Annotated in this window: 21 protein-coding genes; 10 read left to right on the forward strand and 11 right to left on the reverse strand. The window is 60.4% G+C overall.

The features are described 5' to 3' along the window. Positions 1–515 precede the first annotated feature (515 nt). The 5 genes from ABYO54_RS00810 to ABYO54_RS00830 are packed head-to-tail and all read left to right on the forward strand — an operon-like array spanning position 516 to position 6,170. Entirely contained in the window at positions 516–2,678 is a 2,163-nt protein-coding gene (locus ABYO54_RS00810; RefSeq protein ID WP_372805958.1) for a hypothetical protein, read from the forward strand. Between the two features lie 30 nt (positions 2,679–2,708). After that, positions 2,709–3,095, forward strand: coding sequence for a hypothetical protein (locus ABYO54_RS00815; RefSeq protein WP_372805960.1), 387 nt, complete (start codon positions 2,709–2,711; stop codon positions 3,093–3,095). Position 3,096: 1 nt separating this feature from the next. Beyond that, positions 3,097–4,557: a M17 family metallopeptidase gene (locus tag ABYO54_RS00820; RefSeq protein WP_372805962.1), complete on the forward strand. Its 1,461-nt coding sequence runs from the start codon at positions 3,097–3,099 to the stop codon at positions 4,555–4,557. 3 nt (positions 4,558–4,560) lie between these two features. Continuing rightward, the gene (locus tag ABYO54_RS00825; RefSeq protein ID WP_372805964.1) at positions 4,561–5,094 is read left to right on the forward strand and encodes a DUF456 family protein; all 534 of its coding nucleotides are present in this window, start codon (positions 4,561–4,563) and stop codon (positions 5,092–5,094) included. Further along, the gene (locus ABYO54_RS00830; RefSeq protein ID WP_372805965.1) at positions 5,091–6,170 is read left to right on the forward strand and encodes a hypothetical protein; all 1,080 of its coding nucleotides are present in this window, start codon (positions 5,091–5,093) and stop codon (positions 6,168–6,170) included. Before ABYO54_RS00825 ends, ABYO54_RS00830 begins: the two co-directional genes overlap by 4 nt. Before the next feature lie 4 nt (positions 6,171–6,174). On the opposite strand, the gene ABYO54_RS00835 is transcribed toward ABYO54_RS00830, so the two are convergent. Continuing rightward, positions 6,175–7,134 (reverse strand): UDP-glucuronic acid decarboxylase family protein, encoded by a 960-nt coding sequence (locus ABYO54_RS00835; protein ID WP_372805967.1) that lies wholly within the window; start codon positions 7,132–7,134, stop codon positions 6,175–6,177. Between the two features lie 118 nt (positions 7,135–7,252). On the opposite strand from ABYO54_RS00835, the gene ABYO54_RS00840 reads away from it, so the two are divergent. The 3 genes from ABYO54_RS00840 to ABYO54_RS00850 are packed head-to-tail and all read left to right on the forward strand — an operon-like array spanning position 7,253 to position 10,841. Continuing rightward, a complete protein-coding gene (locus ABYO54_RS00840) occupies positions 7,253–8,230 on the forward strand; it encodes an aminotransferase class IV (RefSeq protein ID WP_372805969.1) in 978 nt (325 codons plus the stop codon). Next, positions 8,230–10,392 carry a carbamoyltransferase HypF gene (gene hypF, locus ABYO54_RS00845; RefSeq protein ID WP_372805971.1) on the forward strand — a complete coding sequence of 721 codons (2,163 nt, stop codon included), beginning with the start codon at positions 8,230–8,232 and terminating at the stop codon, positions 10,390–10,392. Before ABYO54_RS00840 ends, hypF begins: the two co-directional genes overlap by 1 nt. Then, complete coding sequence (locus ABYO54_RS00850; RefSeq protein ID WP_372805973.1) at positions 10,377–10,841, forward strand: CYTH domain-containing protein; 465 nt, start codon at positions 10,377–10,379, stop codon at positions 10,839–10,841. The genes hypF and ABYO54_RS00850 overlap by 16 nt, the downstream gene beginning before the upstream one ends. Before the next feature lie 94 nt (positions 10,842–10,935). Here ABYO54_RS00850 and ilvE read toward each other — a convergent pair whose 3' ends face one another. From ilvE to ABYO54_RS00880, 6 genes are all read right to left on the reverse strand, one after another. Beyond that, positions 10,936–11,805, reverse strand: coding sequence for a branched-chain-amino-acid transaminase (gene ilvE, locus ABYO54_RS00855; RefSeq protein WP_372805975.1), 870 nt, complete (start codon positions 11,803–11,805; stop codon positions 10,936–10,938). Between the two features lie 14 nt (positions 11,806–11,819). Then, complete coding sequence (locus tag ABYO54_RS00860; protein WP_372806006.1) at positions 11,820–12,491, reverse strand: ABC transporter ATP-binding protein; 672 nt, start codon at positions 12,489–12,491, stop codon at positions 11,820–11,822. Then, positions 12,488–13,849 (reverse strand): phosphoglucosamine mutase, encoded by a 1,362-nt coding sequence (glmM, locus tag ABYO54_RS00865; RefSeq protein WP_372805977.1) that lies wholly within the window; start codon positions 13,847–13,849, stop codon positions 12,488–12,490. The genes ABYO54_RS00860 and glmM overlap by 4 nt, the downstream gene beginning before the upstream one ends. Positions 13,850–13,852: 3 nt before the next feature. Next, complete coding sequence (locus ABYO54_RS00870) at positions 13,853–15,004, reverse strand: UDP-N-acetylglucosamine pyrophosphorylase (RefSeq protein ID WP_372805979.1); 1,152 nt, start codon at positions 15,002–15,004, stop codon at positions 13,853–13,855. 89 nt (positions 15,005–15,093) lie between these two features. Continuing rightward, on the reverse strand, positions 15,094–15,492 hold the full coding sequence (locus tag ABYO54_RS00875; protein WP_372805980.1) for a tetratricopeptide repeat protein: 399 nt from the start codon (positions 15,490–15,492) through the stop codon (positions 15,094–15,096). An 11-nt stretch (positions 15,493–15,503) separates the two neighbouring features. Next, a complete protein-coding gene (locus ABYO54_RS00880; RefSeq protein WP_372805981.1) occupies positions 15,504–16,793 on the reverse strand; it encodes a citrate synthase in 1,290 nt (429 codons plus the stop codon). A 198-nt stretch (positions 16,794–16,991) separates the two neighbouring features. On the opposite strand from ABYO54_RS00880, the gene rpsN reads away from it, so the two are divergent. Further along, positions 16,992–17,297, forward strand: coding sequence for a 30S ribosomal protein S14 (gene rpsN, locus ABYO54_RS00885; protein ID WP_372805983.1), 306 nt, complete (start codon positions 16,992–16,994; stop codon positions 17,295–17,297). Between the two features lie 264 nt (positions 17,298–17,561). Here the strand turns inward: rpsN and rpmB are convergent, their stop codons facing one another. The 4 genes from rpmB to ABYO54_RS00905 all read right to left on the reverse strand — a co-directional run bounded on the left by rpmB (position 17,562) and on the right by ABYO54_RS00905 (position 20,534). Next, positions 17,562–17,792 carry a 50S ribosomal protein L28 gene (gene rpmB, locus ABYO54_RS00890; RefSeq protein WP_372805985.1) on the reverse strand — a complete coding sequence of 77 codons (231 nt, stop codon included), beginning with the start codon at positions 17,790–17,792 and terminating at the stop codon, positions 17,562–17,564. A 204-nt stretch (positions 17,793–17,996) separates the two neighbouring features. Then, positions 17,997–19,118, reverse strand: coding sequence for a radical SAM family heme chaperone HemW (gene hemW, locus ABYO54_RS00895; protein WP_372805987.1), 1,122 nt, complete (start codon positions 19,116–19,118; stop codon positions 17,997–17,999). 6 nt (positions 19,119–19,124) lie between these two features. Further along, positions 19,125–19,307, reverse strand: coding sequence for a hypothetical protein (locus ABYO54_RS00900; protein WP_372805989.1), 183 nt, complete (start codon positions 19,305–19,307; stop codon positions 19,125–19,127). Between the two features lie 180 nt (positions 19,308–19,487). Beyond that, entirely contained in the window at positions 19,488–20,534 is a 1,047-nt protein-coding gene (locus ABYO54_RS00905; RefSeq protein ID WP_372805991.1) for a KamA family radical SAM protein, read from the reverse strand. A gap of 105 nt (positions 20,535–20,639) precedes the next feature. Here ABYO54_RS00905 and ABYO54_RS00910 point away from each other — a divergent pair, with 105 nt between their 5' ends. After that, positions 20,640–21,506, forward strand: a complete 867-nt coding sequence (locus tag ABYO54_RS00910) for a polyprenyl synthetase family protein (protein WP_372805993.1) — start codon at positions 20,640–20,642, stop codon at positions 21,504–21,506. Positions 21,507–21,674: the final 168 nt, after the last annotated feature.

Below are 21,674 nucleotides of genomic sequence, written 5' to 3' on the forward strand. Positions count from 1 at the left end.
CTGCGACCCTCCAGCCGCCAATTCGTGGAGCAGGCATCCTTGCCTGCTCAAGGGCAGGCAGGGATGCCTGCCCCACAGTCGCAGAGACAGGCAGGATGCCGGTCCTACTTTCCATGCAATCGCCGAAACGTATGAAGTGGAGGCAGAAAAATGGGGCGGCAGAAACATTTCGGCGCGTCGGGTTATAAACCGAAATCCGGGAATGGAACCACGGATGAACTCAGATGGACACCGATCCTCCATGAGATCTGGAGTTTGTCCCGCTCACCCGCCGGAGGAAGAGCCTGTTCATGCATCTGTGTTTATCCGCGTTAATCTGCGGTTCATTTACTTTTCTACGGTGCCGTGCCCGGTTGGTTTGCCTTCGGACTACCGCCACATTGAGCGCAAAGCTTCGCAATAAACCACCCATCAGGCAATCCCCGGATTCAGGGATGATGCGTAAAATCGCCCAACCGCAATGATGCCCCGGAATTTCTCTTGAAGAATCGGGCAACAACAAACACTATTTTCGGATGAATTTCATCTTCCGCACCTACCCATCGCATCCGTGGCTCGCCGACTGGACCTTCGAACCGCGCGGTTGCAATTCCTCGATGCGCGAAAACAGCCCCGGTCTCTTTTTCCGGGCGGCGGAAACCGTGGGGCGGATCGCCCCCAGCATCGACACCCCGGAATGGGTACTGCAGATCCCGATCCCGCAGAACAGCGGCATCAATGTCCTGTTCAATGGCTTCTGCGCCTATTTTTCCCGCAAGAAGGATCATCGCGGCGCCGAGGTGCTGGTTCCCGAACCCGGCGTGCTTTGGGGCCGTACCACCGGGATTCCCGGCGTTACCCTTGCCGCCGAGTTGCCGATCGAAACCGCCGACGGCGTCCAGTGGCTGGATTGCGACTCCACCCCGGCCTTGCTCGCCATCCGGGGCGACCGCTTCTGCCTCGTGACCAAGATGCGGCTGAAAAACGATGCCATGCGCCTGGCGAAAAGCTACCTTGCCCGCGATTTCGAAGAATTGGTGACGCAGGAGCTGGCCGCCCGCGACGGCGCCAAGAAGCTGTTCGAGGACATGGCGCACCACGACGCGCTCGCCGTCATCTCGGCCGAATCGATGATGAAGGCGCTGCGCCCGGCGGAGGGCAATATTCCGTTGCCCTGGAGCCAGTCGTCAACCCACGGCGTTGCCGGACTCGACGTCAACGAACTGATCCCGCTGGTCCAGGCCTGGCGACTGATCGACCCCGCCATTGCCGAACAACTAATCAGCTGCGCGCTGAAGCTCCAGACCAATGCCGGAGCCATCCCCGTCTTCTTCTCCCCGCACACGACCTATTCGGTGATCGAGGCCCCCAAACCCCTGCTCGCCAAAGCGATCGAGGCGGTCTGGGAGATCAGCCGAAACGACGGATTTCTGGAAACCGTCCTGCCACTCGAGCGGCGCCACCTGCAGTGGCTGCTTCATCATTTCGACCCGAAGAAAAAAGGCATCCATTGCTGGAAGAGCAAGGAAGAGTGCGTCGTGCCGGGGCTCTATCAATCCGATCTGGCGACGGTCGACTTGACGGTGTTGCTCCTGACGGAAATCGATGCGCTGAACCGATTGCGGGGGCAATGCGCCCGCTACCGGGCCGACGCCGACTATTTCGCCGAGGAGCGCGCCCAACTCGTGCACAACCTCAACAACCAGTTCTGGAACGAGGCCCACTCCGCCTTCGACAAAGCCTATCTGCGCGACAACGAGCGCATTCTCGGGGGCTTCCCGTCCTTCCTTCCCCTGCTCTGGAACCAGCTGGAATCCGGCCGGAAAAACATGATCCTCGACCCGATCCACGAATCCGGTTTGCTGCCCGGCGGACTCAGCGTCCTGAGCTGGCGCAAATCGGCGATGGACGACGATTCGTTCCCGATTCTCCAGCAGCTGCTCACCTTCCAGGCGCTGCAGATTTCCGACCCCAACGGTTCGTTGCTCCTCGACTTTTCGCGCATCACTCTCCAGGGATTCGTAGAGTGGCATACCCTGTCGCTGGAGAAGGACCACCGCCTCTCGATCAACCCGGCCATGGCCGCCTTCATCATGAATGTCCAGGCCATCCGCCAATACCGCTATCACGCCAAGGGCGGCATTACGGGTGCCCTGTTCAAGCTGATGCGCAAGGTCAAGGCCGATCGGTTCGATTTGGTGGCGATCGCCGCCACGCTCTTCACGCTGTTCGCCGTACACACGATGTACAACCTGCTCAAGACCCCGCCCCCGCTGGAGATGCTTCAGGCCGAAATGAACAGCGCCTACGCCAACAGGGATGCCATGCTCACGATCGGATGGTGCCGAAAAATCATCCAGTACTATCCCGAAGACGCCACGAAGGCGCGGTTGCTGGCCGGCAATATTTTGCTGCTGCAAGGCTATTTCCAGGAAGCCACCCCGCTTTTCGAGCAGATCCGGAAGGACTATCCCGACAGCCCCGGGCCGATGATTGCGCTGGGGCTCTGCCTCCAGCAACAGGGGGCCTTCAAGGAGGCCGAAGAAAACTACAACGAATTTTGCTATATCTTCGAGGAAATCTTTCCCACCCTCGTTGGCGAGATCAACCAATTCCGCCAACTGATGCAGGAGGGCTTCCGCTCACCGCCAAAGTGGCAGAAAATTTATCGATATCAACTGATGCATGAACTAGAGTGATGCGCCGTTGATGTAACCCGAAAGGTTCGAATGAAAAGATCACTGTTGTTTGTTCTCGCTGCCCTGGCCCTGGTTTCCGCCGGTTGCGGCGGCGCGGCGTCGCGGAAGGCAAGCGGGGCCGCCGACCCCAGCCCCACGTTCATGTTCTGGTGTTTCCGCAAGGAAATCGTTTCCGACGACTTCCATGTGCCCGAGATGAAAACCGAGGAGGCCGCAACCTACCTGCAAAACAGAATGAGGGCCGTCCCCGGCTACGACGCCAGCTCCTACGACCTCGAAAAAAACATCCTCACTGTAAGTTACCAAAGTTCAACCGTGCGCAAGATGAACTTCGAACAGGCCATTGCCTTGGCCGGATTCCAGGTTAATCTTCGCCCGGCCAACCCCAACTCAACCCTGACAGAAGGAATCAACTAGCATGAAAATCACCGTATCCCCCACTCCGCTCGCCGAACAAAAAAAAGGAGCGCTCGTCGTCTTCTGCCAGAAAGATGAAATCCTTTTGACCGAAGAGAACGACGCGCTGAAAAAACAGCTCGCCGACCTGCTGAAAAAGTCCGCTTTCAAGGGCGAGGCCGGCCAGGTGACACTTTTTCCGGTCAATGATGGGCATGCCATCGTGGCGGGGATCGGCGAAGCCAAGTATTTCCACAACGGGCTGCTCGAGCAAGCCGCCGCCGCCGCGGTCAAGGCCGGCCGGGCCGCCGGATTCAAGTCCTTCGCCATGACCTCCACCCTTGCGCTCGAAGGCGTTTCCGAGACCGACTACCAATTGCTCGCCGGCCGCGGCGCCGCGTGGGGCACCTACGAATTCACCACCTTCAAGACCGCCACGAAAAAGAAGAAAGCGGCGGCGGCGCTGGTGTTCGCGGGGCCGGTCGAAGACCGCGCCACCGTCAAGGCCGCCGAAGCACAGGGCGCCGCCCTGTGCTCGACCGCCGATCTCGCCAACTCGCCCGGCAACGTTGCAACGCCCACCAAAATCGCCAACTGGGCCAAAAAGATGGCCAAGGAAAACAACCTCACCTGCTCGGTGATGAATGAAGCCGAGTTGGCCAAAAAGGGATGCGGCGGCATTCTCTCCGTCGCAAGCGGCGGCGCGGAAGAAGCCAAGATGATCGTTCTCAAGCATGCCGGCACCGATAAAACCGCAAAACCGATCGTACTGGTCGGCAAAACCCTTACCTTCGATTCCGGCGGCATTTCGCTCAAACCCGGCAAGGGCATGGAATGGATGCGCTACGACAAGAGCGGCGGCATGGCCGTGCTCACCGCCATGCAGATGATTGCCCGCATGGAGGTCAAGACCCCCGTCGTCGGCATCCTGTGCGCCGCCGAGAACATGCCCGGCTCCAAGGCCACCCGCCCCGGCGACATCATCACCGCCTACAAGGGTAAAACCGTCGAAGTCTGCAACACCGACGCCGAAGGCCGATTGGCCCTGATGGATGCCCTCGGGCTGGCCGTCGACCTCGAGCCGCGCGCGATCGTGGACATCGTCACCCTGACCGGGGCGGTGATCATGGCGTTCGGCGGCGCGGCCGCCGCCATTCTGGGCAACCAGCCGCAGATCGTCAACGAGCTGATCGACTCCGGCCTGACCGCCGGCGAACGCCTGTGGGAACTGCCGATCTTCAAGGATTATTCCGACAACATGAAGTCCGACTTCGCCGACCTGTCCAACATCAGCAACGGGACCGGGGCCGGCACGGCAACGGCGGCGGCCTTCCTGAAGGAATTCGTTCCGGAAGAGATTCCGTGGGCGCACATCGACATTGCCGGAACGGCGTGGATCACGGCGGCCAAGCCGCACCAGGCCCCGGGCGCAACGCTCTTCGGCGCCCGCACCCTCGCCCAATGGGTGGCGTCGCAGGACTAACCCATGGAAGTCGACTGGCCGTCGATCGGAACCCTTGGGATCTACACGCTGGCGGGGTTGCTATGCCTCGCCGGCTTTGTTCTCTCCTGCCTATCGCTGTCCGGCACCTGGGTGGTGCTGGCGGCGACGGGACTGGTCGCCTGGCACCGCTGGCCGGAGTTCCCCGGCATCGTTACGCCGGCTCTTTTCCTACTCGTCTGCATCGGCGTCGAGGTGGTTGAAGCCTTTGCCGGCACGTGGGGGGTGCAAAAACGCGGCGGGTCGAAACAGGCCGGCTTCGCCGCCATGGTCGGCGGGCTCCTCGGCATGATCCTCGGCGGCTTTATTCCCGTCCCGATCATTGGAAGCCTGTTCGGCATGATCGCGGGCAGCTTTGCCCTCGCCTTCCTCGTCGAACACTCCCGCATGAAAAAGACCGACCACGCCGCGCACGTTGCAACCGGGGCGGTGCTCGCGCGGTTGGGCGTCATCTTTCTGAAAGTCGGCATCACCGTCGCCATGACCCTGATCCTCGCCATCGGGCTGGTCGTGTCATGAAGAAGATCGCCTACTACATTACGGCCCACGGATACGGCCACGGCGCGCGCTCGTGCGACATCCTCAACGCCCTGCGCGAAGCGGCACCGACCGTCCCGATCCTCGTCAAGACCGACCTGCCCAGCGACTTCATGACCAGCCGCCTGCCGGACTCCATCGAGGTGCGTCCCGGCGCCTTCGATGTGGACTTGATCCAGAAGGACTCGATCCAGGTCGACCTCGACGCATCGATCGAAACCATCGCCCGGCTCTATGAACGCGAGGAGCAATTGATTGCCCAGGAAGCGGCCTGTATCGCGCGCGAAAACATCGGCGTCGTGGTGGCCGACATCCCGGCCATTCCGTTGGCCGCCGCGCAGCGCGGCGGCATTCCGACCGTTGCAACGAGCAACTTTGGTTGGGACTGGATCTATTCCGAGTTCGTTGGCCACGATCCGCGCTGGGAGATCTACATCGAAAAATTCCGCGCGGTCTATGCCAAAACCGACCTGCTGCTGCGCCAGCCGTTCGCCGAACCGATGGCCGCCTTTCCCAACCGGATCGACCTGCCGCTGCTCGCAAAACCCGGCACGGCGTGCCGCCGCCGGATCGCGGAAACGACCGGGGCGGATCCCGGCAAGCCCTGGGTGCTGCTTTCCTTCACCACGCTCAACCTCGCCGCCGAGGCGGTCGAACGGATTTCACGCTTGAGCAGCCATGAAGTCTTCAGCGTCGAGCCTTTGGAGTGGCCGGATTCGAACATCCATTGTCTCTCCCGCGCCTTGGCGCCTTTCACCGACTATGTGGCCTCGTGCGATGTCGTGGTGACCAAGCCGGGCTTCGGCATTGTTTCGGAGTGCATCGCCAACGGCAAACCGATCGTCTATTCCGACCGGAAGAATTTTTTGGAATACCCGATCCTCGTCGACGCGATCGAACGCTATTGCCGCCACGCCTTCATCCCGAATGCGGCGTTGTATGCGGGCGACCTCGAGCGGGCCCTGGCCGCGGTTGCAACCGCCCCCGAACCCGCGGAACGGATCGCCCGCGGCGGCGCCGAACGCGCCGCCCTCGAAATTCTCTCCGTGCCGGGATAATTTTTTAGAGCGACTGCTTCAGCAGCCCGTCGAAATATTCGATCGTTTTGGCCAAACCGTCGCGCAGCGCGACGGTTGGTTCCCATCCCAGTTTTTCGCGGGCCAAGGTGATGTCGGGTTTGCGCTGCTTGGGGTCGTCGGCGGGCAACGGCTCGAAGACCAGCGTGGAATTGGAGTTGGTCAGCTCGATCACGTTTTCCGCCAGCTCGATCATGGTGAACTCGCCGGGGTTGCCGAGGTTGATCGGGCCGGTGACGTCGTCCGGGGAAGCCATGAGCCGCATCCACCCTTCGATCAGGTCGGAGCAGTAGCAGAACGAACGGGTCTGCTGGCCATCGCCATAGATGGTGATGTTCTCGCCCTTGAGGGCCTGCATGATGAAATTCGAAACCACGCGGCCGTCATGCGGATGCATGCGCGGACCATAGGTGTTGAAGATGCGGGCCACCTTGATGCGCAGATTGTGCTGGCGCCAGTAGTCGAAGAACAGGGTTTCGGCACACCGCTTGCCTTCGTCGTAGCAGGAGCGGATGCCGATGGGATTGACGTGGCCCCAATAGCTCTCCGGTTGCGGATGCACGTTGGGGTCGCCGTAGACCTCGGAGGTCGAGGCCTGGAAAACCTTGGCCTTGACCCGCTTGGCCAGGCCAAGGACGTTGATGGCGCCATGGACGCTGGTCTTGGTGGTTTGCACCGGATCGAACTGGTAGTGCACCGGCGAGGCCGGGCAGGCGAGGTTATAGATCTCGTCGACCTCCACATAGAACGGGAAGGTGACGTCGTGCCGCATCAGCTCGAAATAGGGATCGTTCATCAAGTGGGCAACATTGGCTTTGCGTCCCGTGAAAAAGTTATCCATGCAGATCACGTCGCACCCTTCGGAGAGCAGCCGCTCGCAAAGGAACGACCCCAAAAAACCGGCCCCGCCGGTGACCAATACGCGTTTCTTGATGACGTCTTTCATGACTATCTTCCCTTCGTTTTGTGAAATAGCACTATCTTCCCATTAGCGACGCCTGAAATTAATTCCAATAAACGCCGGATTAAGCAATAGTCTTTTCTCTTTAAAAACAGGGATGCAAATGTCTAGTTATCAAGAAAAGCCTATTGTGGGTCGCGAGGAATGGCTGAACCGGCTGCCTTCGCTGGAAAAAAAGCTCTATGCCATGTACACGTCGGTCGTGGACTGCATCGTGACCGATCAAGCCCTAATGGCCGTGCCGGTAGACGATCATATGGTTCACCGCGGCGATGGCGTGTTCGAGTCGTTCAAGTGCATGAATGGCTGCATATACAATCTGGCCGACCATCTTGCGCGGCTGGAACGCTCGTGCGGCGCAATCGGAATCGGACTGCCGGTCCCGCTGGATGAGATGGAAAACATCATCGTGCAAACGGTTCGGGCGGGCAACCGGCGGAACGCCTTGGTTCGCCTGCTGGTTTCGCGGGGTCAAGGCACCATGGGAATCAACCCCTACGCCTGCTTCAAGCCGGAACTCTACATCGTGGTCTACGAGTTGCCGCGAACCAACATCGACGCGCTGCCCGATGGCGTCAGCGTGGCCATCAGCAAGGTGCCGATCAAGCCGGGCATCTTTGCCCAGGTCAAGACCTGCAACTATCTGCCCAACGTCCTCATGAAGAAGGAAGCGGTGGACAAGGGCGTCGACTTCACCATTTCGCTCGATGAGAACCGCTTTCTGGGCGAAGGGGCGACCGAAAACATCGGGATCGTCACCCGCGGCAAGGAGCTGTTCATGCCTCCGCCCGAGCGGGTGCTGGCCGGCACCACCGCCAAGCGCGCCATGGAGTTCGCCAAGCAGCTCAAATCCGAGCGCGTGTTGACCACGGCCGAGTTCCGCCCGATCACCCTCGGGGCGGTGCGCTCCGCGGCCGAAGTGCATATTTACGGCACGACGCCGAACATTACCCCGGTCACCGTGTTCGAGGGCAATCCCGTCGGCGACGGAAAACCCGGCCCCATCGCCAAGCGTCTGTTCGAAATGCTCAAGGAAGAAATGGTGCCCGACAGCCGCCGCCTTACCCGCGTGTTCGACTAATGAACGCAACCGCGATCCACATCACGGGCATTGTCCAGGGGGTGGGCTTCCGCCCCTGGGTGTGGAGGACGGCAACGCAACTCGGCTTGGCCGGCACGGTCGCGAACGGATTCGACGGGGTACACATCGAGTTGTTCGGCGATGCCGAACCCTTCCTGGCCGCGCTGGAAAAGAACCCGCCGCCCCTTTCGCGGATCGATTCGATCACCACGACCTCGCGGGAATGCCGGCCGACCGATCGACCCACGGACTTCCGCATCCTGGACAGCAACTCCGAAGGCGAATCCCGCCTGCGGATCTCGCCCGACATTGCACTCTGCGACGACTGCAAGGCGGAACTGTTCGATCCCGCCGACCGCCGCCATCGCTACCCGTTCATCAACTGCGTCAATTGCGGGCCGCGCTTCAGCATCATCGAAAACCTGCCCTACGACCGGCCGCAAACCAGCATGCGCAAATTCGAAATGTGTGCGGCCTGCGCCGCCGAATACGGCAACCCGGCCAACCGACGCCACCACGCGCAGCCCATCGCCTGCCCGGCGTGCGGCCCCCACATGGCGCCGGCCAACTGGGAACAGGTCTGGAAGGCGGCGATGGAGCACGGGCATATCGTTGCGGTCAAAGGGATCGGCGGGTTTCACCTGGCCTGCGCCGCAACGAACGCGCGCGCGGTCGCCACGCTGCGCCAGCGCAAAGGCCGCGAAGGAAAACCCTTTGCCCTGATGGTCCCCGATCTGGAGTGGGCAAAAACCGTTTGCCAGGTTAGCGCCGCGGAGGAGCGCCTGCTGCGTTCCCGCGAGCGGCCGATCGTCTTGTTGAAGTTGACCGCCGAGGGGCTGGCATCGCTGCCGGCCCCGATTGCGCCGGGGCTCGATACGCTGGGGGTCATGCTCCCCTACTCGCCGCTGCATGAGCTGATGTTCGACCGCTTTCCGCATCCCGTCGTCATGACCAGCGCAAACTATTCTTCCGAGCCCATGACCCACACGAACGAACAGGCACGGCGCAAGCTGGAAGGCATCGCCGATCGGTTCCTGATGCACGATCGCGACATCGTCAACCGTTGCGACGATCCGGTATGCGCGGTCCACGGGGAGCAGACCGTTGTGCTGCGGCCCGGCCGCGGCATCGCCCCGGTCTCGATGCCGCTCCCGACCGAAGCCTGTATTCTGGCCTTCGGGGCGGACATGAAAAACACCTTTGCCCTGGCGCACTCCGGACAGGTGACGCTGCACCCCTATATCGGGGATCTCGAAAACCCCGAAGCGCAGGCGATTCTCGAAGCATCGATCCGCCGCGAGCTGGATTGTTTTCGGCTGACCCCCGAGTTGGTCGTACACGACCGGCATCCCGACTATTTTTCAGCGCGGCAGGCGATCGATTTTGCGAAACGCAACGGCATCCGGACCCTCGCGACGCAGCACCATCATTCCCACCTCGTCGGCACCCATCCGGGCAAGGCGATTGGATTCGCATTCGACGGAACGGGCTACGGAACCGACGGAACCATCTGGGGCGGAGAGGTGATGCTCTACGACGCGACGGGTTTCGAACGCCTCTTCCATCTTCGCCCCTTCGCCTTGCCCGGAGGCGACGCGGCGGTCAAGCAGCCCCGCCGGATCCTGGATTCCTTGCTCTTCCAAATCGGCGCCTCGAGCGCAAACGCGCAGCTGGAGTCCGGCATCAATTGCCCGACGACGTCGAGCATGGGCCGCCTGTTCGATGCGGTTTCGTGCCTGCTGGGGGCCTGCGAGACCCCGACGTTCGACGGCGAGGCCGCCATGCGCCTTGAAGCCATCGCCGACGCCTCGGAAACGGGCGACCTGGCCTTCGCGATCCGCGATGGGCAGATCGACTGGCGGCCGATGATCCGGGAGCTGATCGATGAACAGGAAGCGGGCATTCCCGCACCCGTGCTGGCGGCACGGTTCCACAACACGCTGGCGGAGATCGTTTATTGCTGCGGCCAGCAGATTTCCGCGCGGCACGGTGGCTTGCCGTGGGTTTTTTCCGGGGGCGTGTTCCAGAACCGCTTGCTGGTCGAGCGCATCAAAGCCGTGGCGGGCGGGGAGTATGGGCTGGTTTTTTCAAGCTATCCCAACGATAGTGGCATCGCCATCGGGCAAGCCAGGATTGGAGCACAACAATGGGCATCGAGATAGAGCGCAAGTTTTTGGTGAAGGACGATTCGTGGAAGGCCGAAGCTTCCGAGGGGTTGGTCTGCAAGCAAGGCTATCTGGCCTCGGACCGCGGCACGACCGTCCGCATCCGGGTGATGGGCGAGAAGGCCTTCCTGACCATCAAGGGGGCAACCCATGGCGTGTCGCGCCCCGAATACGAATATGAGATCCCCGTGCCCGACGCCGAAGGCATGTTGCGGTTATGCACCCATGCGCCGGTGGAAAAAACCCGCTACCTGATCGAGCACGCCGGAATGACGTGGGAGCTCGATGTCTTCGCCGGGCGAAACGCCGGGCTGGTGATGGCCGAGATCGAGCTGGAGGCCGAAGAGCAATCCTTCGAGCGGCCGCCTTGGGCCGGGGACGAGGTTTCCAGGGATGGGCGCTACTACAACTCCTACCTCGCGGCGAAGCCGTACGCGAGCTGGTAACGAAACCTCCAGTTCCCGCAACGTCGGGCCCAACGCATAAAGGCCATCCCGCAACTGCGGAATGGCCCTCTTCGCCGGCATCCAATCCCCGAATCTAGACGATCGGCGTGCCTTCGGATTTGGCGCACTCATGATAGAGCCCGGCCAGCTTCCGGGTGATTTCGCCCGGTTTTCCGTCGCCGATGGTCCGCTTGTCGACATCGACCACGGAGATGATTTCGGCGGCGGTACCGGTCAGGAACACTTCGTCGGCCACGAACAGGTCGTAGCGCGCCATCGGAGCTTCACGAACCTCGAATCCGGCCTTGCGGGCCAGCTCCATGACCTTGTTGCGGGTCAGGCCTTCCAGCGCACCGCAGCTGCTCGGCGGCGTGGTGATGACGCCGTTTCTGACCGCGAAGACGTTGTCGCCGGAGGCCTCGGCCACCTCGCCCTTGTGGTTGAGCATCAGGCATTCCATGCAGCCGGCATTGATCGCCTCGATCTTGGCCAGCACGTTGTTGAGATAGTTGAGGCTCTTGATGCGCGGATTGATCGCCTCCGGATGGTTGCGGATCGTGCCGACGGTAACGATTTTCAGGCCATTCTCGTAGAGCTCCTGCGGGTAGAGCTGAATGGCCGCCGCAATGATGATGACCTCGGCTTTTTTGCACAGATACGGGTTCAGGCCCAGCGTGCCCTTGCCGCGGGTGACGACGAGCCGGATGTAGCCGTCGGCGAGGTCGTTGGCCTTGCAGGTATCGACCACGGCCTGCGTCATCTCTTCCTTGGTCATCGGGATGTCGAGGGCGATGGCCTTGGCCGAATCGTACAAGCGCTCGATGTGCTCATCGAGCAGGAAGACCCGCCCATTGTAGGCGCGGATGCCTTCAAACACGCCATCGCCATAGAGCAAACCATGGTCGAACACCGAAACGACGGCATCTTTTTCATCCACCAACTTGCCACTTAAAAAAATCTTCATGCCTAAAATCCTTGCTAAATTAACACCCCATCCTTCAGGAAAAGTTCCCGAGTGCAGCGCGACGCCACATCCTGACTATGGGTAACGAGCACGAGAGTATGCCTCCTCGCCTCGACCAGTTGAAACAAATAATCCAACACTTTTCCGCCCGTCTTGGAGTCCAGGTTTCCGGTCGGTTCATCGGCGAAAATGATGTCGGGATCGTTCATCAGCGAGCGGGCGATCGCCACGCGCTGCTGCTCGCCGCCGGAGAGCTCTTGCGGGCGGTGGCCGATGCGCTCGCCGAGGCCGACTTCGCTCAACAGGGCTTTTGCGCGCTCCTTGGCCTCGCCTTTGGAGTGCAGCGCCATGGCCGGCAACGCCACGTTTTCGACGATATCGAGCTCCGGCAACAGGTGGAACGACTGGAAGACATAGCCGACGTTTTGCGCGCGGAAACGCGCGCGGCGCGCGGCGGACATGCCGTAGACGCTTTGCCCCTTGAATTCCACCTTTCCCTCCTTGGGATTGTCCAGCCCGCCGAGGACGTGCAGCAAGGTACTCTTTCCCGAACCGCTCTCGCCCATGATCGACAGGGTTTCGCCCAGGTTCACGGCCATCGACACCCCTTTGAGAACGGTGAGGGTCGTCTGGCCGATGGTGTAGGTGCGTTTCAGGTTTTCAGCAGTCAGTACCGTTTCCATTATCCGATCGTCTCCTTGACCACCAGGGCGAGCGCCTCGGCAATGCCATTGGTTTGTTGCACGGTCGGGCCTTCGACCATTACGCGGCACATGGGCTGGGTTCCGGAATAGCGCACCAGCACGCGCCCGCTCTCCCCCAACTCGCCTTCCGCCCGGGCAATGGCTTCCATCAGCTCGGGCACCTCGGCGATGGGCGGCTTTTCCTTGACGTCGATATTGATCAGCTTTTGCGGATAGGGCGTCATCAGCTTGGCCAGCTCCGAAGCCTTCCTGCCGGAGCGCTTCAGGATATTGACGAGCTTGAGAGCCGAGACGATGCCGTCGCCGGTGGTGTGGCAATCGAGGAAGATCATGTGGCCGGAATCCTCGCCCCCGAGCACCGCGTCTTTCTCCTTCATCATTTCCAGCACCAGGCGATCGCCGACCCCGGCCGTTTCGACATGGATCCCCAGCTCCTTCATCGCGGCATGGAAGCCGACGTTGCTCATGACGGTGGCCACCACGGTGTTGTTTTTGAGCGCGCCGGCGTCTTTGTAGTCCTTGACGCAGATCGCCATGATTTGGTCGCCCGTCAACTCGTTGCCCTTTTCGTCGACGGCAATCAGGCGGTCGCCGTCGCCATCGAACGCGAGACCGATATCGGCGCCGAGGCCCTTGACCTTGGTCCGCAGGGCCTGCGTATGCTGCGAGCCGCAGTTGTCGTTGATGTTCATGCCGTCGGGTTCGACATGGATGGTGGTCACCTTGGCGCCGAGTTCCGAGAAAATGAGCGGCGCGCATTTGTAGGTTGCGCCGTTGGAACAGTCGAGCACGACCTTCATGCCGTCGAGCGTCATGTTGCCCGGGAAGGTGTTTTTGCAAAACTCGATATAGCGCCCCATGGCATCGTCGATGCGGCGGGCCTTGCCGACCTCCTGCGCGAGGGCGCGCACATTGTTGACGCGGCCGCTCAGCACGAGATCCTCGATTTCGGCTTCCATTTCATCCGGCAGCTTGTAGCCCGTGCGGCCGAAAATCTTGATGCCGTTGTCGTAATAGGGATTGTGCGAAGCGGAAATCACGATGCCCGCGTCGGCGCGCATGCTCTGGGTGATGAAGGCCACGGCGGGGGTTGGAATCGGCCCGAGCAGCAGGACGTCGACGCCCATCGAGGTGATTCCGGCGGTCAACGCGTTTTCCAGCATATAGCCGCTGAGGCGCGTGTCCTTGCCGATGATGATGCGCGGGCGGGTTCCCTGTTCGAGATGGAACTCCTTGCAGGTGTAGGCCAAGGCCCGGCCGATCTGCAGCGCCATCTCGGCGGTCATGTTGCCTTCGTTCGCCATCCCGCGAACCCCGTCTGTTCCAAATAGTCTACCCATGGCTTATCCCCAACGTTGTCCGGCGCAATCAACGATCCCCTGCAACCACGCCTGTCCGGCGGCACGCGGTTCGGCACTCAACGCCTGAATGGTTTCGATATAGTTTTTTCCAGTCGCCACGGACTGGACAAAATCGGAGACGGGGAAATCGAGCGACTCGATCTGTTCCCGGATCTCCGGCCAGGCGGCATGGAACCGTTTTTGTGTTTCGATTTCATCCGCCGCTCCCCCGTTGGCCTCAAGCCACCGGAACGACGCTTCAAATTTTTCCGCAACATCGCCCAGCCGCTTGATGCGTTCCTTGAGCACGAGATCCAGATTGGCCAAGCCACCATCGAGCACGGCCCGATCAAAGGCGTCGCGGACGAAGCGCGACCGGACGTGGCGGTACCATTCGCGCAGGGCCAGGATGTTGCCGATATAGAGCAGGTTGTTCTTGATGAGGCGGTCCGCCCGCCGATATGCCCCGGTTTGATAGGGCCGGGTGCCGGCTTCCGGAACTTCCGGCACATGGAGTTGGTTTTCCTCGACGAGGTCCTCGCGGCAAACGCCGCCGGCCGCAACGACGCAACCGTATGCGATCCGCGCCGGGCCGACGAGCCCGCCCTGCCCGCCGAGGAAGATCGGTCTTTGGTCCAGGAAAACACCGCGCGGCACCTCGCCGACCAGCGACGCCGTCGCCTTGTCCTGATGCGGGGTGAAGTTGAAATGGATGTAGGACGATCCAATCTCGGAATGGTCCTTCCGGCTGGTGCCGCCCGCCATGAGCACGTCGCAGAAATTGATCAGGCTGCCCGCCGTAACGAACGGTAGCAGGATGGTCTGCTTCAGACCGACGGCATGCGCGCCACCGGCCTCCTCTTCCAGGATGGTTCCCGCGCGGACGTGGGCGCCGCTGCCCAGGTTGGCGCCGTCGAAAAAGACCGCCCCCGAAAAGTAGCCGCCCTTCAGCTTGACGTTGCGCCCGAGTTGGCAATTTTCGAGCACGGCCGGGGCCTCGTCGCCGATGACGCAGCCGGGGCCGATGGAGGTCTTGGCGCCGGATATCCGGCAACCGGAACGGATCACCGCATCGCCCGCGATTTTGGCCGGATCGACCTCGTCGCCGATCTGGACGCCGGCGCGGCGCCCATCCCCATGGGAAAATTGCTTCATGCGTACAACTCCAGTTCAGACTCCGGGGTTAAATCCGGATGGACGATCGTCCATCCGGATTGACGCCGGCCCGATGTGCGGAATGCATTCTAATCCTCTTCTTCGCAGGCGGAATAGAGCCAGCTGAGGAGCGATTCGAAGCGCGGGTCGGCATGCAGGTTGTTCAGGTCGGGATCGGTCTTCATCCAGTCGTAGTCGTTATACCCGAGATCCACCGCTTTGGAGAGCGCCTCGAAGGCATCGTCCGGGCGGTTGGTCAACGAGTAGGAACACCCGAGATTGTACCAGACCAGATTGTCGTGCGGCAGTTGGTGGCTCAGCTTCAGGTCGATCACCAGACCCTCCTGGTATTTCCCGGTCCGGGTATACAGGTCGGCGAGCGCCTGGAGGATTTCAACATCCTCGGGCAGGCGTTCGGAAACCTTCTGGAGAAAAGCGAGTTCGACCGCGTCGTGTTGCGCGTGGCCTTTTTTCCTATCCTTGCTCATTCAAAACCCTTCTAGATGACCGGACGCTGGGCATGGCCGGTGTAGATCTGACGCGGACGGCCGATGCGGCCATGCGGGTCTTCGCGCATTTCGAGCCACTGGGCAATCCAGCCCGGCATGCGGCCGATGGCAAACATGACGGTGAACATGTTGGTCGGGATGCCCATGGCACGGTACGTCAGTCCGGTGTAGAAATCGATATTGGGGTAGAGGCTGCGTTCGGCGAAATAATCGTCGGCCAGCACGGCTTCTTCCAGTTTCTGCGCCAGATCCACCAACGGATCGTTGACGCCCATCGTGGCCAACACGTCCTTGCACATTTGCTTGGCGACCTTGGCGCGGGGGTCGTAGGACTTGTAGACGCGGTGCCCGACGCCCATCAGGCGGAAGGGGTCGTTTTTATCCTTGGCGCGCTCGATAATGCGATGCACATCGCCTTCGTCTTCGGTAAGGATGCGCTGGAGCATTTCGATCACATGCTGGTTGGCGCCGCCATGCAGCGGACCCCACAGCGCGCAGATGCCCGCCGAGATCGATGCGTAGAGGTTGGCGCCCGCGCTGCCGACCATCTTGACGACGGAGGCCGAGCAGTTTTGCTCGTGGTCGGCGTGCAGGATCAGCAGCTTGTTGAGCGCCTTGGCCAGCACGGGGTCCACTTCGTAGTCGTTGACCGGGTTCCAGAACATCATGTTGAGGAAGTTTTCGCAGTATTTCAGCGAGCGCTTCGGGTAGACGATCGGGTGGCCGATCGACTTCTTAAACGAAAACGCCGCCGCGGTGCGCAGCTTGGAAAGCAACCGCGTCACCTTATAGTCGATGTTTTCCTGCAAGCTGATGTCGTCGAGCTCCGGATAGAAGGTGGAGAGCGAAACCGCCATGGCCGAGAGCGTTGCCATCGGATGGGCATGGTCCGGATAGGCGTCGAAGAAGTGGCGCATATCCTCATGCAGGAGCGAGTGCAGGTTGAGGTTGGACGAAAACTCGGCGTGTTGTTTCTCGTTGGGCAACGCGCCGTGAACCAGCAAATAGGCGACATCGATGAATTCGCATTTTTCGGCGAGATCGTTGATGTCGTACCCGCGATAACGCAGGATTCCTTTTTCGCCGTCGATGTAGGTGACGTCGCTTTTGCAACATCCCGTATTCACGAACCCCGGATCGTAGGTGATCATTCCGGTTTCTTTTCGTAGCGCGCGGATGTCCACGGCCTTCTCATGCTCCGAACCCTCGAAAACGGGCAGCTCGGTGGTCTTACCGTCGTAAATTAGCTTGGCGATTCCTAGATCATTGATTTTGGACATAATTTTCTCCCTATCGCGTTCTTCTAAATAATGCGGCCCGTATAAATACGTTTTGGGCGCGAGCATTCAAGACTAAAAGCCAACTCTCAAGAAACAATGGGCCCCGGGTCTGGGCAATTTTCTGGTTATTTATATTGCGCGCCCGAGTCCATTTATGTTTTATCCACGGATCTTTCAACAAACAGGAATCCAATATATATGGCCAAGAAAAGCAAAATCGTCAAGAACCAGAAGCGCATAGCGTTGGCTGCAAAGTACTACGAAAAGCGCATGGAACTGAAAAAAATCATCAGCAATCCCGACACGGAACCCGCTGACCGCATGGTCGCCGTTCGTAAGCTTCGCTCGCTTCCGCTCGACGCCAACCCCAACCGCATCATGAACCGTTGCTCCGTCACGGGTCGTCCCCACGCCGTGTACCGGAAATTCGGTCTGTCCCGTATCACCCTTCGTGAAATGGCTTCCGCTGGGCAGATCCCGGGCATGACAAAGGCCAGCTGGTAATTTCAATCCATTTTGTTGAAAGTGCCAAACACCCTCCGCGCAAGCGGGTGGGTGTTTTTTTTTGGCCACCCCGCAAGACGATCCGCCCGCAAAAGCCGAAGGCTCCGCCTTCCGCTTCCCTCGCCCGATTCCCATCCGGACTCCGGGTGCCACCGCGAGATCCAGCGTCCGGGCCATCCGGAACCAACGCTCGGTTGGCAAACAAAAAAAAGAGCCGCCCCGTAAAAGGGACGGCCTTAACCAATATCCTTATCGAATAAGGAACTAGGCTTTCTTGACAGCGCCGGAGCGCAGGGCCTTCGCGGAAACCCAAACACGCTTAACGGTTCCGTTTTCGTCGCGAACACGGACGCGCTGCAGGTTCGGCTTGAAGGTACGCTTGGTTGAGCTGGTCACATGAAGACCGATACCGCCCTTTTTCTTCGACAAACCTTTGCGAACGATACGGCGTCCAACGATTGTTTTCTTACCTGTAACTGCACATACTCTAGACATCTCAAATACCTCTGTACTGTTTTCTGAAATTGCTCTGATCAACAAGAGCAAGGGAATCTAAGCATTCCGGCTGGCTTTGCAAGTCCAAACGCGCCTTTTTTCGCACGCCTTCCATCGGCGCGGTACCATATGTTGCGGTACCGCGGCCCAATCGCCCCTTAAGTTTCGACTTCCGCGAAGGTCCCGGGAAGGCCAACCGCGCACTCATATCAACTCCGAAAGGACCGCATTGCTGACGAAAAGCGCATCGGGCGCCAGCGACAGCCGCACGCCATCGCGCACGAGCAACCCCTCTTCCAGCATCGAATCGATCGCGGGGCCGCAAAGCTCATCCGCGGCGAAACCCGAGATGGCTCTGAATGCTTCGAGATCGACCCCCTGCGTCATGCGCAACCACATCACCAAAGTCTCGCGCGCCTTTTCCTCGGGCGAAAGGGTTTCGATCTCGTCGAACGGCCTTTTCCCCGACCGCATCCGGTCGCAATATTCCGCCAGATCGGGGAGGTTGCCGAACCGAGCCCGGTTCCAATGCGAGTGGGCCGAAGGTCCGCAGCCGAAATATTCTCCGCCCTGCCAGTAGAGGGTGTTGTGCAGGCAGGGTTTCCCGGCGCGGGAAAAGTTGGAGATTTCGTAATGGTCGTAGCCGGCGTCCTCGAGGACCGCCTTTACGGCAAAATAGTTGTCGGCCTCCTCGTCGTCGCCCGGCGGCACGACGTTGCCGGAATCGCGCTCGCGCGTAAGGGCCGTTCCGGGCTCATAGATCAGGTTGTAGTAGGAAATGTGCTCCGGCCCCAACTGGGCCGCCCGGCGCGCATCGTCGAGCACCTCGCTCGGGGTCATGCCCGGGATGCTCTGGATCAGGTCGAGGTTAACATTGTCGAACCCGGCATCGCGCAGCATCCGGAACCCTTCGATGGCCGTGTCGGCATCATGAATCCGCCCCAGCAAGCGCAAGGCCCGATCGTTGAAAGACTGCACGCCGATGGAAACGCGATTGATGCCTCCCACTCGCATGGCCTCCAACTTTTCGGGCGTGAGCGTGCCCGGATTCGCCTCGCTCGAAAACTCGACGACTTTTGAAAGATCGATGTGTCGGCGAATCGATGCGAGCAGAGCGGCAAAGTTGCCGGGATCCAACGCGGTCGGCGTACCGCCGCCAATAAAGACCGTCTCGGGGGCAAAGCCCTGCGGAAGCCGCCCCAATTCGATGTCCAGACATTCGAGGAAGAGCCCGATGTCGGGCAACTCGTCCGGCGTCACCTTATAGAAGTCGCAATAGCGGCAACGCGCAACGCATAGCGGTACATGGATGTAGAGCCCGGTCATCCCGGATTAGCGGCGTCCACCGGGCACGTTTTGCCAGGACTGGACCTGCTCGTCCATGCTTCCACCTAGATAATACTGAACCTTTTCCCCATTCTCCAGTGCTTGATCTTCAGTTGTATCTAACACGCAACATCCTGTAAAAATGAATGACAATCCAGCCGCCACCACGATCAAGGCAAAAGTTTTCATATGGAACGCTCCTTATTCAAGACGTCCAAAACAGTAGCGCCCCACGACTCAAATTCCGATTACAATCCGCCAAAACCTTCGCGCCCCGGCGGAGGCAATTGAACCCCCGGAGTCCCGGCCATTTCGCTCTGCAACGCCGCCGCGATCGCCCCCAACGAACTCGTGGCCGCGGAAAAACCGCTAAAGCGGATCTGGATAGCGATACCCGACGCCTTCATGGTTGAGAAAAACGACGTCGTTACCGTCGCGCCGGATCTGCTTCCGGGAGAGGATGGGCACCTTCCCGCCGCCACCGGGCGCATCGATCACGAACTGGGGCACGGCGAGCCCGGAAATCCGGCCATGCAGCGACTGGATCAACTCGATCCCCCGCTCAACCGGGGTGCGGAAATGCGCCGATCCTTTTACGGGGTCGCATTGCAAAAGATAGTAGGGTTTTACGTTGATCTCCAACAGCCCGTAGAAGAGATCGGTCAACGTTTGGGCATCGTCGTTGACGCCCTTGAGCAACACGGTCTGGCTAACCATGCCGATACCGTGGTCGGAGAGCCTGCGGCAGGCCGCCCTGGTTTCGGGCGAAAGCTCGTCGGCATGGATAAAGTGGAGGCTGAGCCAAACGCGGTGTTTCCGCAGGATGGCGCACAGCCCATCGGTGATGCGCATCGGCAGCACCGCCGGCACCTTGGACCCGATGCGGATGGTGCGGACGTGCGGAATCCCCCGCAACCGGGCCAGCAAGTTGTCAAGCACCGCATCCGTCAAGGTCAGCGGATCACCGCCGGACACCAGCACATCGCGGATTTCCGGGTGCTGCTCGATATACCGAAAGGACTGTTCGAACGAAGGCACCGGCGCGGCCGTTTCGTCCGACAGCAACCGGGAGCGGGTGCAATAACGGCAAAAGGCGGAGCAAAAGGTGGTGGCAAGAAATAGAACCTTGTCGGGATAGGTATGGATCAGGTGCGGCGTGGCGCGGTGATCCTCCTCGCCCAGCGGATCGGCCAGCTCGCCCGTCCCGACGCGGGTTTCATGGATCCGGGGCACCACGGTGCGGCGCAGCGGCCCGGATTCCAGCAGGTTCGCATAGTGGGGCGTGATGGCGAAGACCGGCGGAACCGCGCGGTCGAATGCGGCTCGCTCGTCGCGGGTTAATTCAACGCATTCCTCCAGTTGGCCGAGCGACGTGAGCCGGTTCGCCAGCTGCCATTTCCAATCTTCTTTACTCATCCCTACCCATGGTTCCCGGACCGAATTCTTTGCGGCCTCCTATTTATGTAAAAGTCCGTGAATACAGACGATTGACATGATGGTTTTGGTCGTCATTATACGTGGATGTCTACGGAAGAAAAACAGATTGAGAAGCAATTAAAGCTGGTGAAGCAGGCCATGGTCGACAGCCTGTCCGACACCAGCATTTCCAAACTCCTCCCCGGCAACAAAAACCTGCTGGGAAGCGGCAAGATGCTCCGTTCGCGATTGACGCTTTTCCTGGGCAATGCCAACGGCATCCAGGAAGCCGTCTTGGTGAATGCGGCGGCCGCCGTAGACATCATCCACGGGGCCAGCCTGCTGCACGACGACGTGATCGACGGCGGCATCCTGCGCCGGGGTGCGCCGACCTTCTGGAAGAAATACGGGGTGAACGGCGCCATCCTTCTCGGCGATCTCCTGATGTTCAAGGCGCTCTCCCTGCTGACCTCGGTGGATCGCGCCGACCTGTTGCAGGAATTGATCGACCGCACGGGGGAGGTCTGCCGCTCGGAGGTGGAACAGGAACTGATCCTCCGCGGCGCCCCCGGAACCTGGGCCGAATGCGAGCAGGTGGCCCGCTTCAAAACCGGATCCCTCTTTGCCTTTGCGGCGGTGGCGGGTGCGGCCCAGGAGCCGGGCCAAGTCCAGGCGTTGCGCGAAGCCGGCTACATCCTTGGCACGGCCTACCAACTCGCCGACGACGTGCTCGATGCTTCCGGCAACGAAGCGGTTTCCGGCAAAACGCTTGGCACCGACAACGATCGCGGCAAAACCACCGCCATCACGGCAACCAAGAACGCGCCGCCGAACCCGGCCGATTACATCTACAGCTTGCTCGAAACCTCCACCGCCCAACTGGCCCCCTGGCCCACCACCCAATCCGCCTGGATCGAGTTTTTAAACGTGACAATGAAACCCGTGCTTAGTAAACATTTGACCGCAGGCTGATCGGTGAGGAGAGGGCTCCTTACCCCGGCGCCCGGCATACATGAGTGACTTTATAACATTTTCTGCTTTTAACGATGCGGGCAAATCGGTATTCAGATACCCATTGCAAACCCGCCCCGGAGACGACGCATGGTGTTTTGACTTGGCAATAGACGCTTTCGTACAAGT

The sequence above is a fragment of the Pontiella sp. genome (assembly GCF_041622395.1).
Lineage (GTDB): Bacteria > Verrucomicrobiota > Kiritimatiellia > Kiritimatiellales > Pontiellaceae > Pontiella.

What these genes read in the sequence shown, in the direction of transcription:
- ABYO54_RS00840 (WP_372805969.1), top strand. Translation starts at nt 7,253, where the DNA reads ATGTCTAGTTATCAAGAAAAGCCTATTGTGGGTCGCGAGGAATGGCTG.
- ABYO54_RS00850 (WP_372805973.1), top strand. Translation starts at nt 10,377, where the DNA reads ATGGGCATCGAGATAGAGCGCAAGTTTTTGGTGAAGGACGATTCGTGG.
- ABYO54_RS00815 (WP_372805960.1), top strand. Translation starts at nt 2,709, where the DNA reads ATGAAAAGATCACTGTTGTTTGTTCTCGCTGCCCTGGCCCTGGTTTCC.
- rpsN (WP_372805983.1), top strand. Translation starts at nt 16,992, where the DNA reads ATGGCCAAGAAAAGCAAAATCGTCAAGAACCAGAAGCGCATAGCGTTG.
- ABYO54_RS00830 (WP_372805965.1), top strand. Translation starts at nt 5,091, where the DNA reads ATGAAGAAGATCGCCTACTACATTACGGCCCACGGATACGGCCACGGC.
- rpmB (WP_372805985.1), bottom strand. Translation starts at nt 17,792, where the DNA reads ATGTCTAGAGTATGTGCAGTTACAGGTAAGAAAACAATCGTTGGACGC.
- ABYO54_RS00825 (WP_372805964.1), top strand. Translation starts at nt 4,561, where the DNA reads ATGGAAGTCGACTGGCCGTCGATCGGAACCCTTGGGATCTACACGCTG.
- ABYO54_RS00875 (WP_372805980.1), bottom strand. Translation starts at nt 15,492, where the DNA reads ATGAGCAAGGATAGGAAAAAAGGCCACGCGCAACACGACGCGGTCGAA.
- glmM (WP_372805977.1), bottom strand. Translation starts at nt 13,849, where the DNA reads ATGGGTAGACTATTTGGAACAGACGGGGTTCGCGGGATGGCGAACGAA.
- hemW (WP_372805987.1), bottom strand. Translation starts at nt 19,118, where the DNA reads ATGACCGGGCTCTACATCCATGTACCGCTATGCGTTGCGCGTTGCCGC.
- ilvE (WP_372805975.1), bottom strand. Translation starts at nt 11,805, where the DNA reads ATGAAGATTTTTTTAAGTGGCAAGTTGGTGGATGAAAAAGATGCCGTC.
- ABYO54_RS00870 (WP_372805979.1), bottom strand. Translation starts at nt 15,004, where the DNA reads ATGAAGCAATTTTCCCATGGGGATGGGCGCCGCGCCGGCGTCCAGATC.
- ABYO54_RS00905 (WP_372805991.1), bottom strand. Translation starts at nt 20,534, where the DNA reads ATGAGTAAAGAAGATTGGAAATGGCAGCTGGCGAACCGGCTCACGTCG.
- ABYO54_RS00810 (WP_372805958.1), top strand. Translation starts at nt 516, where the DNA reads ATGAATTTCATCTTCCGCACCTACCCATCGCATCCGTGGCTCGCCGAC.
- ABYO54_RS00820 (WP_372805962.1), top strand. Translation starts at nt 3,097, where the DNA reads ATGAAAATCACCGTATCCCCCACTCCGCTCGCCGAACAAAAAAAAGGA.
- ABYO54_RS00835 (WP_372805967.1), bottom strand. Translation starts at nt 7,134, where the DNA reads ATGAAAGACGTCATCAAGAAACGCGTATTGGTCACCGGCGGGGCCGGT.
- ABYO54_RS00880 (WP_372805981.1), bottom strand. Translation starts at nt 16,793, where the DNA reads ATGTCCAAAATCAATGATCTAGGAATCGCCAAGCTAATTTACGACGGT.
- hypF (WP_372805971.1), top strand. Translation starts at nt 8,230, where the DNA reads ATGAACGCAACCGCGATCCACATCACGGGCATTGTCCAGGGGGTGGGC.
- ABYO54_RS00910 (WP_372805993.1), top strand. Translation starts at nt 20,640, where the DNA reads ATGTCTACGGAAGAAAAACAGATTGAGAAGCAATTAAAGCTGGTGAAG.
- ABYO54_RS00900 (WP_372805989.1), bottom strand. Translation starts at nt 19,307, where the DNA reads ATGAAAACTTTTGCCTTGATCGTGGTGGCGGCTGGATTGTCATTCATT.